Annotated in this window: 19 protein-coding genes; 11 read left to right on the forward strand and 8 right to left on the reverse strand. The window is 63.5% G+C overall.

The features are described 5' to 3' along the window. Positions 1-55 precede the first annotated feature (55 nt). From AC1DSF_RS27320 to AC1DSF_RS27345, 6 genes are all read left to right on the forward strand, one after another. Complete coding sequence (locus tag AC1DSF_RS27320; protein ID WP_478128343.1) at positions 56-1066, forward strand: HlyD family secretion protein; 1011 nt, start codon at positions 56-58, stop codon at positions 1064-1066. After that, positions 1063-2877 carry an ATP-binding cassette domain-containing protein gene (locus AC1DSF_RS27325; protein WP_478128344.1) on the forward strand — a complete coding sequence of 605 codons (1815 nt, stop codon included), beginning with the start codon at positions 1063-1065 and terminating at the stop codon, positions 2875-2877. Before AC1DSF_RS27320 ends, AC1DSF_RS27325 begins: the two co-directional genes overlap by 4 nt. After that, the gene (locus AC1DSF_RS27330) at positions 2874-4013 is read left to right on the forward strand and encodes an ABC transporter permease (protein WP_478183769.1); all 1140 of its coding nucleotides are present in this window, start codon (positions 2874-2876) and stop codon (positions 4011-4013) included. Before AC1DSF_RS27325 ends, AC1DSF_RS27330 begins: the two co-directional genes overlap by 4 nt. 3 nt (positions 4014-4016) lie before the next feature. After that, positions 4017-5129, forward strand: a complete 1113-nt coding sequence (locus AC1DSF_RS27335) for an ABC transporter permease (protein WP_478183770.1) — start codon at positions 4017-4019, stop codon at positions 5127-5129. A 14-nt stretch (positions 5130-5143) separates the two neighbouring features. Then, positions 5144-6661 carry an efflux transporter outer membrane subunit gene (locus tag AC1DSF_RS27340; protein ID WP_478183771.1) on the forward strand — a complete coding sequence of 506 codons (1518 nt, stop codon included), beginning with the start codon at positions 5144-5146 and terminating at the stop codon, positions 6659-6661. Between the two features lie 118 nt (positions 6662-6779). Then, entirely contained in the window at positions 6780-7157 is a 378-nt protein-coding gene (locus AC1DSF_RS27345; protein WP_478183772.1) for a DUF2493 domain-containing protein, read from the forward strand. Between the two features lie 36 nt (positions 7158-7193). On the opposite strand, the gene AC1DSF_RS27350 is transcribed toward AC1DSF_RS27345, so the two are convergent. The 4 genes from AC1DSF_RS27350 to AC1DSF_RS27365 all read right to left on the reverse strand — a co-directional run bounded on the left by AC1DSF_RS27350 (position 7194) and on the right by AC1DSF_RS27365 (position 9564). Continuing rightward, entirely contained in the window at positions 7194-7598 is a 405-nt protein-coding gene (locus tag AC1DSF_RS27350; RefSeq protein ID WP_478128349.1) for a hypothetical protein, read from the reverse strand. 105 nt (positions 7599-7703) lie between these two features. After that, positions 7704-8591, reverse strand: a complete 888-nt coding sequence (locus AC1DSF_RS27355) for a YihY/virulence factor BrkB family protein (protein WP_478183773.1) — start codon at positions 8589-8591, stop codon at positions 7704-7706. Between the two features lie 154 nt (positions 8592-8745). Further along, positions 8746-9282 (reverse strand): DUF1003 domain-containing protein, encoded by a 537-nt coding sequence (locus AC1DSF_RS27360; protein WP_478183774.1) that lies wholly within the window; start codon positions 9280-9282, stop codon positions 8746-8748. Between the two features lie 9 nt (positions 9283-9291). Beyond that, complete coding sequence (locus AC1DSF_RS27365) at positions 9292-9564, reverse strand: hypothetical protein (protein WP_478183775.1); 273 nt, start codon at positions 9562-9564, stop codon at positions 9292-9294. A gap of 176 nt (positions 9565-9740) precedes the next feature. Between AC1DSF_RS27365 and AC1DSF_RS27370 the strand changes: the two genes are divergently transcribed. Further along, positions 9741-10124: a response regulator gene (locus AC1DSF_RS27370; protein WP_478128353.1), complete on the forward strand. Its 384-nt coding sequence runs from the start codon at positions 9741-9743 to the stop codon at positions 10122-10124. Positions 10125-10326: 202 nt separating this feature from the next. Here AC1DSF_RS27370 and AC1DSF_RS27375 read toward each other — a convergent pair whose 3' ends face one another. Beyond that, complete coding sequence (locus tag AC1DSF_RS27375) at positions 10327-10554, reverse strand: hypothetical protein (RefSeq protein WP_478183776.1); 228 nt, start codon at positions 10552-10554, stop codon at positions 10327-10329. A gap of 28 nt (positions 10555-10582) precedes the next feature. On the opposite strand from AC1DSF_RS27375, the gene AC1DSF_RS27380 reads away from it, so the two are divergent. Further along, positions 10583-10789, forward strand: a complete 207-nt coding sequence (locus AC1DSF_RS27380; RefSeq protein WP_478128355.1) for a hypothetical protein — start codon at positions 10583-10585, stop codon at positions 10787-10789. Further along, positions 10782-11270, forward strand: a complete 489-nt coding sequence (locus AC1DSF_RS27385; RefSeq protein ID WP_478183777.1) for a hypothetical protein — start codon at positions 10782-10784, stop codon at positions 11268-11270. The genes AC1DSF_RS27380 and AC1DSF_RS27385 overlap by 8 nt, the downstream gene beginning before the upstream one ends. 28 nt (positions 11271-11298) lie before the next feature. Here the strand turns inward: AC1DSF_RS27385 and AC1DSF_RS27390 are convergent, their stop codons facing one another. The 3 genes from AC1DSF_RS27390 to AC1DSF_RS27400 form a co-directional block, all read right to left on the reverse strand. Continuing rightward, positions 11299-11793 (reverse strand): hemerythrin domain-containing protein, encoded by a 495-nt coding sequence (locus tag AC1DSF_RS27390; protein WP_478183778.1) that lies wholly within the window; start codon positions 11791-11793, stop codon positions 11299-11301. A 90-nt stretch (positions 11794-11883) separates the two neighbouring features. Then, entirely contained in the window at positions 11884-12114 is a 231-nt protein-coding gene (locus AC1DSF_RS27395) for a hypothetical protein (protein ID WP_478128358.1), read from the reverse strand. Continuing rightward, positions 12101-12487, reverse strand: a complete 387-nt coding sequence (locus AC1DSF_RS27400; RefSeq protein ID WP_478146025.1) for a phage holin family protein — start codon at positions 12485-12487, stop codon at positions 12101-12103. Before AC1DSF_RS27400 ends, AC1DSF_RS27395 begins: the two co-directional genes overlap by 14 nt. A 249-nt stretch (positions 12488-12736) precedes the next feature. Here AC1DSF_RS27400 and AC1DSF_RS27405 point away from each other — a divergent pair, with 249 nt between their 5' ends. Both AC1DSF_RS27405 and AC1DSF_RS27410 read left to right on the forward strand, forming a co-directional pair. Next, positions 12737-13015 carry a hypothetical protein gene (locus tag AC1DSF_RS27405; protein ID WP_478128360.1) on the forward strand — a complete coding sequence of 93 codons (279 nt, stop codon included), beginning with the start codon at positions 12737-12739 and terminating at the stop codon, positions 13013-13015. A gap of 69 nt (positions 13016-13084) precedes the next feature. Then, on the forward strand, positions 13085-13333 hold the full coding sequence (locus tag AC1DSF_RS27410; RefSeq protein WP_478146027.1) for a hypothetical protein: 249 nt from the start codon (positions 13085-13087) through the stop codon (positions 13331-13333). Positions 13334-13353: the final 20 nt, after the last annotated feature.

Consider the following 13353-nt stretch of genomic DNA (forward strand, 5'->3'; position numbering starts at 1 on the left):
TTTGCTGGTGGCTCCAGTATCCTTGCATGCGTTTGCTGAACGCAGCGGGGATTCAATGAAGAAATCACTGGTTGGCATTCTTGCCGTCGTGCTCGCCGCTGTGTTGATTGTGGGCGGCGTGTTCTGGTGGAAGGCACGCAATGCCCGTGACGACAACACGCTGGTGCTGCAGGGCAACGTCGACATCCGGCAGATTTCGCTGGCCTTCGACGGCAGTGGACGTGTTGCACAGCTGAATGCCGAAGAGGGCCAGCAGGTGAAGGCCGGAATGGTCCTCGCCACACTGGACACCCGGACTCTGCACCTGCAAGGCGACCAAGCCCGCGCGCAGATCGACGTGCAGCGGCAGAACCTGCTTCGATTGCGTCACGGCGCGCGACCGCAGGAAGTTGCACAGGCCCGCAGCCGCCTGGCCGCGGCGCAAGCAGAGGCACAGCGCGCCCAGCGCGAACTCGATCGCCTGCGCGGCATCTCCGGCAACACGCAGGGACGCGCAGTCAGTCCGCAGGATCTCGATCGGGCGCAAACCGCGATGCAGACCGCCAGGGCGAAGGCCGAAGAACTCCGCGATGCCCTGCGGCTGACGGAACTGGGCGCACGAGCCGAAGATCTGGCCGCCGCCGAGGCGCAACTGGAGGCTTCCAACGCGCAATTGGCCCTTCTTCAGCATCAGATCTCGCAAGGGGAGCTGAAGGCCCCGGCGGATGCCGTGGTCCGTTCGCGCCTTCTGGAGCCCGGCGACATGGCGACGCCACAGCGGCCGGTGTTTGCGCTGGCGCTCACGCACCCCAAGTGGGTGCGCGTCTTCGCGAGCGAGGCGTCGCTCGGCCGCATCCGGCCTGGCATGGAGGCCACGGTCCTTACCGACAGCCACCCCGATCGCCCCGTCAAAGGCACCGTGGGCTACATCTCCTCTGTGGCGGAGTTCACACCGAAGACAGTACAGACAGAGGAACTGCGCTCCAGTCTCGTCTACGAGGTTCGTGTCTTGGTCAAAGACGAGGACAACCTGCTGCGCCTGGGCCAGCCCGCCACCGTCAGGCTGGCCATCGGCGAAGCACCATGAGCTTGCCGGAGGCGACCGTCGTCGCCCAGTCCCTTCACAAGGAGTTTCCCGCAGCGCCCAAGGGCACGATGGTGGCGGTGGGCGACATGACGACGAGCTTTCGCCGGGGCGAGCTCACCGCACTGGTGGGCCCGGACGGCGCCGGCAAAACCACCCTCATCCGCATGATCGCCGGCCTGCTTCGCCCCACCAGCGGCAGTCTCCAGGTCCTTGGCCTGGACGTGGTCGCGCAGCCCCAGGCGGTGCAGGATCGCATCAGCTACATGCCCCAGCGCTTCGGCTTGTACGAGGATCTAAGCGTGCAGGAAAACCTGGAGCTCTACGCCGACCTGCATGGCGTCGCGCAGGATGTGCGTCGCGAGCGTTTCGCCCGCATGCTGGAAATGACGGACCTGAAGCGATTCACCGCGCGGCCGGCCGGCAAGCTCTCCGGCGGCATGAAACAGAAGCTGGGGCTGGCCTGTACCCTGGTGCGTTCGCCCGACCTGCTGCTGCTGGACGAGCCATCCGTCGGGGTAGATCCGCTGTCGCGTCGGGATCTGTGGAAGATCGTTCAGCAGTTGGTCGACGATGAGCACCTGAGCGTCATCGTCAGCACCGCCTACATGGACGAGGCCCAGCGCTGCGCCAAGGTGCTGGTCATGCATGAAGGCAGGCTGCTTTACGAAGGAACGCCCGAGGCCTTGCGTCAGCAGGCGAAGGGTTTGACCTTTACGGCCGAGCCGGCGGCGGGTGAACCTCCGCGCAATCTCCAGGCGCGCCTCCTCGACGCAGAGGAATTGATCGTCGATGCGGTGCCCAAGGCAGGCGGAGTGCGATACATCGTCCGACAGGAGGGCCGGGAAAGTCAGGCGGCTCTGAGCACGCTGCTGCAGGACACCCCTCACCACGACAGGCCGGAAGAGCTGGAAGACGCGTTCATGCTGATGCTGCACCGGCGGCAGGCCCAGGGCGAGACCGATACCGCCAGGAAGGCCGTCGCGACCCGGATCGAGCCTCGCCGGGATGACCGGCAGGCAAGCAACGACGCGGACAAGCCTGTGATCGTCGTCCGCGATCTCGTGCGCAAGTTCGGCGATTTCACCGCAGTGGCGCGCACGTCCTTCGACGTCGCACGCGGGGAGATCTTCGGCTTGTTGGGACCGAACGGCGCCGGCAAGACCACCACCTTTCGGATGCTGTGCGGGCTGCTGCCGGCCACCAGCGGGTACCTGGAGGTTGCTGGCGTCGATCTTCGTACTGCCCGTGCCCAGGCCCGCGCGCGCATCGGCTACGTCGCGCAGAAGTTCGCGCTGTACGGCAACCTGAGCGTGCGCGAGAACCTCGAGTTTTTCGGCGCAGCCTATGGTCTCCGGGGCGGCGCGCTGAAGCAGCGGGTAGAGGCGTCGATGCAGCAGTTCAGGCTGGACGGTGCTGCCGCCAGCGGGCCATTGCCGGGCGGCTACAAGCAGCGCCTGGCGATGGCCGCAGGTCTCATCCACCAGCCCGAGATCCTGTTCCTCGATGAACCGACCAGCGGCATCGATCCGCTGGCGCGGCGCTCCTTCTGGCGCATCATCACGGCGCTCGCGCAGTCGGGGGTCACGGTGGTGATCACCACGCACTTCATGGAAGAGGCCGAGTATTGCGATCGCATCGCGATCCAGGACGCCGGCAAGGTGCTCGCGCTCGGCACGCCGCTGCAAGTGCGTGAGAAGGCGGGGGGAGACCAGGGCTTCGACATGTCCGACGCTTTCATCGCCATCGTCGAGCAGGCGCGCCACCAGGAGGAAGCGCGCCACCAAGAGGAAGCGCAAAAGGCCGCCGCATGAATCTTTCCACATTCCTGCCCACGCGCGTTGCAGCTCTGGTCCGCAAGGAGATCCGCCAGATGGTGCGAGACCGCAGCAATCTGGCCGTGGGATTGCTGCTGCCCTTCGCGTTGATCCTGCTCTTTGGCTATGGGCTGTCTTTCGACGTGACGAAAGCCCCTGTCGCCGTCGTCCTGGACGACCGCTCACCCACGGCTCGCGAAGCTGTCTCCGGGCTGGACGGGACCGAGTACCTTTCGCCAACGGCTGTCGGCAGCATGGCCGAGGCCGAGGCGATGATGCGCGCCGGGCGCGTGAGCGGCATCGTGCGCGTGCCAGCGGACTTCACCCGATTGGCCGCAAGCGGCGCGGGCGCACCGATACAGCTGGTGCTCAACGGAGTGGATTCGACCACCGCCAGCATCATCGAAGGCTATGTCACGGGCGCGCTGGCGAGCGCGGGGTTGCGTCGGGCAGACCGTCAAGGCGGCAAGTCGGTCGCGGCTTCCGGCACCGTGGTTCTCGCGCAGCGCATGTGGTTCAACGAGGCCGGCGTCAGCACCTGGTATCTCGTACCGGGTCTTCTGGCGCTGGTGATGACGCTGATCGGTGCGTTCCTCACGTCGCTGCTGGTGGCTCGCGAATGGGAGCGCGGAACGCTTGAGTCCTTGTTCGTCACCCCCGTTCGGCCGATGGAGATCGTCATTGCAAAGCTGGTGCCGTACTTCATCATCGGAGCCATCGACCTGGCGCTTTGCCTGCTCGCGGCGCGTTTCCTCTTCGACGTGCCGATGCGGGGATCGCTGAGCATCATCGTCGGCACATCGCTGCTGTACCTGTTGGTGTCTCTTTCGCTCGGATTGATGATTTCCGGCATCACCCGCAACCAGTTCCAGGCCAGTCAGCTCGCGCTGCTGACGAGCTTCATGCCGGCGATGATGCTTTCGGGCTTCGTCTTCGACCTGCGCAACATGCCGCTGGCTGTGCAGGCGGTCAGCCAGCTGCTGCCTGCCACTCACTACATGGGCATGATCAAGACGCTCTTCCTTGCCGGCGACAACGCCGCGATGGTGTTGAAGAACAGCGCCATTCTCTTGGGCTATGCAGCGGTTCTCATCTACGGCTGCAGCCGGACCTTGCGCAAGCGCCTGGAGTGAAGCATGCACGAAGGGATCGCCAAGCTCGCGCAGATCGCCGCCCTGGTACGCAAGGAGCTGCTTGCCATCCTCAAGGAGCCTTCCAGCAGGGCGATCCTCGTGGTGCCGGCGCTGCTGCAATCGCTTCTGTTCGGCTACGGAGCGACCTTCGACATCAAGCATGTGCCCTATGCCCTCGTGGATCTCAGCCGCGGCGCCGCTTCGACCGAACTGCTGTCACGGCTGGATGGAACGGGCGTCTTCGAACGGGTCGCATCACTCGCCTCCACGAAAGAGATCGCGCGGCCCATCGACTCGGGCGATGCGCTGATGGTGCTGAGCGTTCCGTCCGATTTCGAGTCGCGTCTCGCGAAGGGAGAGCCGGCGCCGCTGCAGTTGATTCTGGATGGCAAGAACTCGACCACTGCGGGTATGGCGGCCGCCTACGTCGGCGCCATCGTCGGGAGCTTCAACGCATCGCGCGCCGGTATGCCCGGTGTCACGGTCGTGCGACGTGCATGGTTCAACCCCAATCTCGAATCACGCTGGAATCTGATGCCCGCACTGATCGCGGCACTGAGCATGCTTCAGACCTTGCTGCTGGCAGCCTTGTCCGTCGCGCGAGAGCGAGAGCAGGGGACTTTCGACCAACTGCTGGTGACGCCGCTCACGCCGATGCAGATCCTGGTCGGCAAGGCGCTTCCAGCCATCTTCATCGGGCTCGTGCAGTCGAGCATCATCTTCCTGATCATCCGTTTCTGGTTCCAGGTGCCACTGAACGGGTCCGTCTGGTTGATCTATCTCGGACTGTTTTGCTTCACGGGCGCGGCGGTGGGCATCGGCCTTTCCATTTCTGCGCTGGCGCTGAACATGCAGCAGGCCATGCTCTACGCCTTTCTCCTGATCATGCCGCTCATGCTTCTATCGGGCCTGCTCACTCCGGTGGAGAACATGCCTCAGATCCTTCAATGGGTCACCTATGCCAATCCATTGCGGTTTGGCGTGAGTATCGTGCGCCGGGTCTATCTGGAGGGCGCGGGCATGCGCGACGTCGCCATGGATTTTGTGCCACTGCTTTGTATCGCGGCAGTCACGCTGCCCTTGGCCGCGTGGCTTTTTCGTCATCGTCTTTCCTGATCATCGAGGACGCCATGCCGCACTCGTATTCATTGGGTTCATTGAATTTGGTGGCGCCCGGCGCGCTCGCCGTGCTGTTGCTCGGCCTGGCTGGCTGTGCGGTCGGTCCGGAGTTTTCGGCTCTGGCCACCGCGTCACCCAAGAACTGGTCGAGCTGGCACAGCGGCGATCCGGCACTCGCAGTGACGGTCACGGCTGACAGCGTGCTGCCCGATCGTTGGTGGGACGTATTCCAAGACCCTGTTCTCGATGAACTGCAGCAGCGTGCGCTGGCGGCCAGTCCCGACCTCCAAACGGCGGCCCTGCGCTTCGCTCAATCGCGCGCGGTGCGCCAAGGCCAGAACGCACAGAAGACGCCAACGCTCGACCTCAGTGCAGGCGCCACGCGCCAGCGCCTGAGCGAGTTCGGTGCGGGCACTCGCCTGATCGACGCGATCAGCAGCGGCACAACGCAGCAAGAACTCATTCAACTGCTGAGCGAGCCTTTCAATCTCTATCAGGCGGGGTTCGATGCGTCATGGGAACTCGATCTATGGGGCCGCGTACGGCGCTCGGTCGAAGCGGCCGACGCCGATGTCGCTCAACAGGCGGCGTTGTTCGACCAGGCGCGCCTGAGCCTGCTCAGCGAGGTGGCTCGCAACTACTTCGAGTTGCTAGGCGTGGAGCGACGCCTCGCTTTGACGCGGCGGGAAGTTGCCGCGCTCGACGATCGCCTGAGCCTGATCGAAGCACGGGTCAACGGCGGCGTGACGACCCGCCTCGACCTGCTGCGCCAGCGCAGCGAAGTGCTGGGTCTGCGCGCCCAGGTGTCGGCATTGCTGGCGCAGGAGACGAGTCTGCTCAATCAGATCGCCGTGCTGATCGGGGAACGTCCCGGCGCCCTTCAGAAGACGCTTGAAGCGGCAGGTGACTCTGAAGCCATGCGCTTGCCGGACCTCGCGCTCGGCTTGCCATCCGAAGTCGCTCAACGCCGTCCGGACATTCGCGCGTCCGAGGCACAACTGCGCAGTGCGACGGCCAGGATCGGTGTTGCTCAGGCGCAGTTGTATCCCAGCATCCGGCTGGGCGCAGGGTTCGGACTCGAGTCCTTCCTGGCGGACGAATTCACGAACTGGGGCAGCCGCACATGGTCGATCGGCCCATCGCTGAGCCTCCCGATCTTCGATGGCGGCAGGCGCAAAGCCGAAGTGCAACTGCGCGAACTGCAACAGCAGGAAGCGGCCATCGCGTATCAGCGAACGGTGTTGCGGGCGTGGCGCGAGATCGACGACGCACTGACCGGTTATATGGCGGAGCAGCAGCAATGGCATCAGTACCAGGAGCGCGTCGCCACGGCCGGGGAGGGTTACGAGCTGGCCCGGGCGCAATACGACGGCGGTTCGGTCGATTTCACCACGGTGCTGGACACCCAACGTGCCTATCTGCAAGCCCGGATCGATCTGGCGGCAAGTCGTGCGCGGCTGGAGACGAGTTTCGTAGCAATCAACAAAGCCATCGGTGCGGAGGCAACCATGGCTATCATGCGCGAATGACTGATTCATCGACTGGCTGACAGTCATCGCAATCCAACCCCGCTTCGGCGGGGTTTGCTTTTTGGCGGAATCATTTTGAGTAAGAAAGCATGAACGAGTCGAAAGAGACGGCCATTCCATGAGAGTCCTCGTCTGTGGCGGTCGTGACTACGAGGACTGGACGTTCATCGTTCGAGTGCTTGATCGGGTCCACGCGCGCCAGACCATTACCCAGCTCATCGAAGGGGGTGCGACGGGTGCCGACGAACTCGCACGGCGTTGGGCCAAGGCTCGCGGGATCGAGGTCCTGACGTTCACCGCTCACTGGGAACGCTACCCGGGACGTGCCGGTCTGATCCGGAATGCGCAGATGCTGCGAGAAGGGCGACCCGAACTCGTGGTGGCTTTCAAGGGAGGCAGGGTGACGGCGCACATGGTCACCATTGCATCGGCAGCGCTCGTGCCGGTGCTGAAAACCTGGCGCGTGAAGACCGAGGAGCGGCCCGCCGGAGACTGAGTCCCTTGAGTTGCCTGCATTGCGGGGGGGCGGGGATCACAGATCCTCGATGACGAACATGCGATAGCGCTGGGCCATCAGATAAGGACCGCGACTCACGACCTCCATCATCTTTGCCGCGGTCTCTTCATTCGGCGTCTTCACGAGAAGCCCGTAGTGGCCTTCCCTCGCCAGCTTGGTATAGGCCCTCACGGTCGCACCCTCGGTGCCGGCGGACGGCAGCGGGTCGTCCGCATCCTTGGCCGTGGGTGTGATCTGCGACAGGATCGCCGCTGGCGTCACCAGGAGAACCTCGCTGTCTTCCAGGCGCGTGTTCAACTCCGTTCCGACCGAGACTGCCGTGGCTTCGTCCGGGAACATCACCATCGAATAGCCGGTCGGATAGAACGTGCCGCCGACCGTCGCGATCATGGAAGGGTCGAGACTGAATGAGGTGAACATGGGCGCCTTCGGTTCATTCCAGTTGAATGCAAGCCTGCATGATCCAGGCGGCAGGACGGCGCCCGAGTAGGAATAGCACGGCATCGAGCGCCGGTCATGGGAGATTCATGCCGGATTCGTGCCCCCCGGTTTGGCTCCTTCGCGCAGCACCGCGTTGATCTCGGCACCGAAGATGAGCGTCGCCGCACTGATGTACAGGAACACCAGCGTCGCGATGACGCCCGCAAAGCTGCCGTACACCACTGCCAGCCGCCCTGCGGAGCGCAGTGTGTACGACAGCGTCGCGGCGGCGGCCACCCACAATGCAGCGCCCACCAGCGCGCCAGGCGCCACTGAAGACAGCCGCTGGCTGATGTCCGGGAGCCAGCCGTACATCAGCGCATACAGCATCGCCAGCACCACATAGGCCGACCCATAGCGCACGCTGTTGCGAAGCCAGAGCGTTTCCTGCGCCGTCCCCATCGTGTCCAGCAACCGCGACACATAGGGCATCACGATGACCGAGCTGAACGCGGCCAGGATGCCCGCGCCCACGATGATCGTGAACACCGTCACCTTGATGCGCGCCTTCCAGAAGGGAAGGCCCCGCTGAATGCCATAGGAGCGGTTCAACGCACTGCGCACCGCCTGCATGCCCGACGAGGCCGTCCATAGCGTGGTGACGACACCCAATGTCAGAAGTGCCTGGTTGCGCTGGGCCAGCAGTTGCTTGATGACCGGCTGCATCGCGTCCCGCACCGCCTGCGGCGCGTAGTCCATCACCCGATCCGCCAGCGCTGCCGCGTCGCCAGGCTCGCCGATGAAACCGGCAGCGGCGGAGACCAGGATCAACAACGGAAACATCGCAATCAGCGACGAGAAAGCCAGGCTGCCGGCCTGGTTCGCGCTCTGGTGATGGATGTAGTTGCGAACGGCGAGCCACACAACCCGCAGTCCGCGCGTGGACATCGCGGCCAGCTGGAAGCGGCGCCAGGCCTGGTGCAGCGACGTCAAGTCTTGTGCCCGGATTCTTCCGGGCCGCTGGGGTCCTGTTGGGGCGAATTGCCCTGATGCTTCATCGGGATCTTTCAAGGCCAGTTCCTCGTCGGCACCTTCCGCCACTCCCGCATTTTTTCGCGTAGGACGGAGTCACATGCCAAGGGACGTCCTATTCGCCCTCCACGCCGGGTTGTTCGATCCGGTCGAGCACTCGTTCCGGCGCCACGTTCCGGCTGAGTTCTTCAAGCTCCGGGTCGCGAGCCGATGCGAGTTCCATGCGATTGGCGATCTCCTTCACCAGCCCGAGCAGCTTCGTGATCTCGTGCTCGCTGAGCAGGCTGATCTGCAGGTCGAGATCCGCGCGCTGATCCGCCAGCGCTGCCATGCGGTTCTGGCTGATCATGACGAAAGTCGAGATGAAGATCGCTTCGACCGAGGCGACCATCGCGAGCACCACGAAGGTCGGATCAAAGGGCTCCAAAGGCGTCCAGCCGAGATTGATCACGAGCCAGGCGCCATAGATCACGAGATGAACGTAGACGAAAGCCATGCTTCCCGCGAGCCGGGTAATGGCGTCGGCGATCTTGTCCTGAATGCCGGCGGACGCGCTGTGCATGTGCCGCCGCTCCACCAGCGCGGCGATGTTGCGGTCGATCACCCCCGCGACAGGGGATTCTTCATCGTTCGATGCGCTCTCCCTGTCCATTTGAGTTCATCACAGTTGCGTCTTCCCGGTGCCCATCCGGTCGTGCACCCATCGCACGGCCTGCTGCTCCGCGTGGCGCAGCGCCTCGGCGGCAGTCGCATAGGCGAACTCGGAGGTGTCGTTCGGAAGCTCGATCTTCCCTGTGACTGAAGGTCCGCCGATGCAAACCGCGACCGGCCTGAACGTGTCTCCCGGCATTCGCTCCGTGCTGCACAGGAACAGCCATCCACGGTAGGCGAAGGGTTGCCCTTCGGACGGGCCTTGCGATGACGGTGTTTGCATGGAAGTTCTCCTGGCCCTGCCAGAGGCCGAGCTTCCGGTTTGGGATCGAGCGCGCGTGTCGGTACGACATTGCGCGTGCGGTAGGACCGCTCCCACCGCCGGGCTGCTTCGGCAATTGCGAATTCGTCCTACCTGCACTCATTGAATACTGTGAGTGAATACATGCTCTTAATGCCATGTCGCTGCCCTTCTTCCTTGTCGAAGACAACCTGCTGATTCAGAAGAACCTGATCTCGGCACTGGATGAGTTGGCGGGAGCGAAGGTCATGGAAGTCTTTCCGTCGGAGGCGGAGGCCGTTGCGTGGCTCAAGGCAAATCCCGATCACTGGAAGCTCGGGGTGATCGACCTGTTCCTGGCGCAAGGCTCGGGACTCGGTGTTGTCCAGCAGTGTCGTGGGCGCTCTGCTGATCAGCGTGTGGTTGTGTTGACAAACTACGCGACTGCCGACATTGCCCGCAAGGCATTGGCCGGGGGCGCCGATGCGATCTTCGACAAGTCCACGGAACTGGATGCGTTTTTCGCTTACTGCACTGCACATCGGCTGGCGCTCCATCTTTGAGAGATTCGTGCTCTGAATTCCCCTGCTGACGTCTCCGCGGTCAGGATAGGTTCAGAACCCGGTGCTAGAGTTTTTTGCCGACTTGAAAACGCGCGCACGAGCAGTATTTCACCGGGATGATCACTACTTAGAAGAGGTCATGTCTCAAAGAGCTATTCCTTCGGTCTCTTCGATCCCTTCGATCTCTTCGGTTCCTTCGAAGTCACGGGCGCTGCTTGCATTCGAGGCCGCCTGCGAGCGCCTGCGCAACTCCCTGGACTCGCCGGGTGCCGAAGGCAGGCCCTCCGCCAGTTCCGCCGAACGGCAGCAGGCCTGCCAGTTGATCCTGGAAGCGTTGGCGAACGTCCGTGACGCCTACGGCATCGAGACTGGGCCAATAGCGCCCATAGCGCCCATAGCGCCCATAGCGCAGGTAGCGCCGGCCATCCATGACCCACCACATACATCGGAGGCAAGCCATGGCAATCAACATCGAAGCGTCTGAAGAGATCTTCAGGCGTTGTGCAACGGCGGCGATGCTGATCAAGCCCGGCGATTCGCTGCCGATGCGGTTGCGCGACTACGGCATGCTCGTCGCGGACGAATGCGCGGAGGCGGTGAGGGGATACAGAAACGAGAGCCAGCGCGATGCGGGCGATTCGATCCGGGAAGTCTTTGGTGACTAGCCCTGCAGCAGAGGCGCCCCCCACGGCGTCGATGGAGATTCCCTTCGAGGACCAGCTTCTCGCGTTCGAGGCGCGGCTGGCCAAACAGGGACTCGCGTCGGCCCTGGAGCTTCTGAACGATCGAACGAAGTTCCGCTACACCGCGCTGCACCGGCTCAGGGGCGGCAATCTGCTCCCCGTGTGCGTCTTCGACCGCTTCAACGAAAACCGCGCCTATCTCCAGAGCGCGCAATTCCTGGCGGCGCTCGACGCGATCACGGTGGAGGCCGGTGATTTCGTGACCTCGGATTGCAGCCAGGATGTTCGCCTGAAGCCGCTCGGCGGACTCATCATTTCCTATTGCGGCGTCGTTCTGGCGCCGGTGGATGGACCCGCATGCGGCGTGCTGTGCCACTTCGACATAGACAGCTGTGAAGTGCGGCCCTGCGAGTTGTCGTTCCTGCGGGCCGTGGCACCACTGCTCGTGCATTACGTCGATTAGGGCCCTTGACGAGGGCCCTTCGCGCGGGTCAGGCGGCCGCGGTGAGTTCGCCCATCAGCTCTTCCTTGCCGGTTTCAAGTTGATCGCGCAGGGCCATCAGGTCGAGTCCGTGCGCTGCACGGGCCTTGACGAAAATCTCGTTGCGCTCTTCCTTGACGTGGTGGTCGATGTATTCCCCAAGCACAGTCACCTTGGCGTCGAACTTGTCGTCGATCTCCGTGGCGCCCTGGATCTGGGCAATCAAGTCCTTGGCGCTGGCATGCTCCACCTCGGCTTCGTCGAGGAGGTCTGTCTCCTTGATGGCTTCGCGCACGGCGGGATAGAAGATTTCTTCTTCGATCTGTGCGTGAACGGTGAGCTCCGAACAGATCTCCTCGGCCAGTTCGCGCTTCTTGTCGGAAACGTTGGCGGCTTTCGAGTGGGTCAATTCTTCATAGGCCTTGAACAGCTTCTTGACGTTGCGATGGTCCGCATCGAGAAGGCTGCACGCGTCGGCGGCGGCGCGCTTGGTGGAAGTCGGCATCGTGGGCTCCGGTTGAGTGGGGGATGAAAACAAGAACGAGTGACGAAGCATCTGAAGGCGGGGGCGGCGCCCATGTCGGCTGCCGGTTGTCTATGCGGTAGGACCTCGCCCACTGCCGTTGAAAGTGCGGCGGCGACGATGCCAGGGCTTCAACAGGACCAGCAATGCGCCCGCGCCTGCACCCGCGCTGCACGCGACGAGCAAACCCGGATGCTTCTTGCCGTACTCCTGCAGAGGACGCTGGTCCATCTCCTCATGGAGCTCGGCGCGTGTCACGGCGAGCCTGGCCTTGGCGTCGAGGGAAGCGTCAGAGTCGTTCATGCAGTTTCTCCTTTCGGACCACACGAAGCAGGTCGAGGTCGGCTTCGAATTGCTGCTGCACTTCCTGCGCCTTCGGCACCACCGCCGAGCGCATCGCCGCAACGAGTCCGATCACGAACAGGAGCCACGCGACGCCCGGAACGACGACCAGCGCCCAGTGGAACCCCTGCAACACGCCGAGCATGATCGCCACGGCGGTCAGGCCCAATGCGAGCAGGAGACAAACCCCCGCCACCACGGCACCCGTCGCCTTGATCAGCATCGCGCGCTTGGCTGCGGAAAGTTCGGCTCGCATGAGAGCCACGTGGTTGGCCAGATGGCGTGCAACCAGATCTGGCCGCCTGAGGAGGACGGTAAAGAAGGGATGGATCACGGGCATTTGCTCCTGTGGCGGAGCGTTCGAGCGCGCCGTCATTGCGCATGTAGGAAGAAGGCGCGTGCAACCCGCAAGAAGCGCTGAGGACATGCGATGCAAGGCAATGGCGAATGGCCGCAAAACGATGGTGTAGGCGCACACCGGCAAGCTATGAGGACATTGGCGATGGCCTCTGCTGTGATTGCCGGGTCAGGATGAGCGGTTCCATCCCAACCAACCCAACCCAACAGCAGCGAAGGAAAAGTCATGACTGCACCACCTCAACGATCAGGCCAGTCCGGTCAGGTGGCCGATTCGGGCAGCGGGGACGGCACCCGCCCCGTCACCAGCGGCGGCGTCGACAACATCGGGGCCGGAGAAGCGTTCACCGGAAAGCAGACGCAAGGCGGCGACGTCTCGGGCCCGGCTCCTGTGGAGAGAAACTCCGACCGGCGCAAAAGCGTGGAAACCAGCCGTGAAGACGACTCGGCCCCTTACAACCTGAGGGAAGACCTCAGCTCGGAACAGAGCCGGGACCCCTCTTGACGCCAGCATTCGACATCGACATCGACATCGACATTCGACATTCGACATCCGGCATTCGGAGGGGGAACGATGGAGCAGAAATTTCGGGTGCCCTACCTCGAATGGGAATTCGTGTTCTTCGTCCCGGAGCGTGATTTCGACGGCGTGCTCCACGGCCGTGCGGAAGTGATCCGCACGCGCGACCTGCGGCTGGAATGCACTTTCTCCCTGTCCCGCAAGCAAGGCTCACTCCGCCAGCTCCGCGGAGAATTGAACGAGGAGTGCCTCGCCTGGGTTTCGGAATGGCGGCGCCGCAAACGCGGCGGCGGTGGAGGGTGAGCGCCCCGGTTTCGGCCTGG

Source organism: Variovorax sp. 01N429 (assembly GCF_056399425.1).

What these genes read in the sequence shown, in the direction of transcription:
- AC1DSF_RS27320 (WP_478128343.1), top strand. Translation starts at nt 56, where the DNA reads ATGAAGAAATCACTGGTTGGCATTCTTGCCGTCGTGCTCGCCGCTGTG.
- AC1DSF_RS27325 (WP_478128344.1), top strand. Translation starts at nt 1,063, where the DNA reads ATGAGCTTGCCGGAGGCGACCGTCGTCGCCCAGTCCCTTCACAAGGAG.
- AC1DSF_RS27330 (WP_478183769.1), top strand. Translation starts at nt 2,874, where the DNA reads ATGAATCTTTCCACATTCCTGCCCACGCGCGTTGCAGCTCTGGTCCGC.
- AC1DSF_RS27335 (WP_478183770.1), top strand. Translation starts at nt 4,017, where the DNA reads ATGCACGAAGGGATCGCCAAGCTCGCGCAGATCGCCGCCCTGGTACGC.
- AC1DSF_RS27340 (WP_478183771.1), top strand. Translation starts at nt 5,144, where the DNA reads ATGCCGCACTCGTATTCATTGGGTTCATTGAATTTGGTGGCGCCCGGC.
- AC1DSF_RS27345 (WP_478183772.1), top strand. Translation starts at nt 6,780, where the DNA reads ATGAGAGTCCTCGTCTGTGGCGGTCGTGACTACGAGGACTGGACGTTC.
- AC1DSF_RS27350 (WP_478128349.1), bottom strand. Translation starts at nt 7,598, where the DNA reads ATGTTCACCTCATTCAGTCTCGACCCTTCCATGATCGCGACGGTCGGC.
- AC1DSF_RS27360 (WP_478183774.1), bottom strand. Translation starts at nt 9,282, where the DNA reads ATGGACAGGGAGAGCGCATCGAACGATGAAGAATCCCCTGTCGCGGGG.
- AC1DSF_RS27365 (WP_478183775.1), bottom strand. Translation starts at nt 9,564, where the DNA reads ATGCAAACACCGTCATCGCAAGGCCCGTCCGAAGGGCAACCCTTCGCC.
- AC1DSF_RS27370 (WP_478128353.1), top strand. Translation starts at nt 9,741, where the DNA reads ATGTCGCTGCCCTTCTTCCTTGTCGAAGACAACCTGCTGATTCAGAAG.
- AC1DSF_RS27375 (WP_478183776.1), bottom strand. Translation starts at nt 10,554, where the DNA reads ATGGATGGCCGGCGCTACCTGCGCTATGGGCGCTATGGGCGCTATGGG.
- AC1DSF_RS27380 (WP_478128355.1), top strand. Translation starts at nt 10,583, where the DNA reads ATGGCAATCAACATCGAAGCGTCTGAAGAGATCTTCAGGCGTTGTGCA.
- AC1DSF_RS27390 (WP_478183778.1), bottom strand. Translation starts at nt 11,793, where the DNA reads ATGCCGACTTCCACCAAGCGCGCCGCCGCCGACGCGTGCAGCCTTCTC.
- AC1DSF_RS27395 (WP_478128358.1), bottom strand. Translation starts at nt 12,114, where the DNA reads ATGAACGACTCTGACGCTTCCCTCGACGCCAAGGCCAGGCTCGCCGTG.
- AC1DSF_RS27405 (WP_478128360.1), top strand. Translation starts at nt 12,737, where the DNA reads ATGACTGCACCACCTCAACGATCAGGCCAGTCCGGTCAGGTGGCCGAT.
- AC1DSF_RS27410 (WP_478146027.1), top strand. Translation starts at nt 13,085, where the DNA reads ATGGAGCAGAAATTTCGGGTGCCCTACCTCGAATGGGAATTCGTGTTC.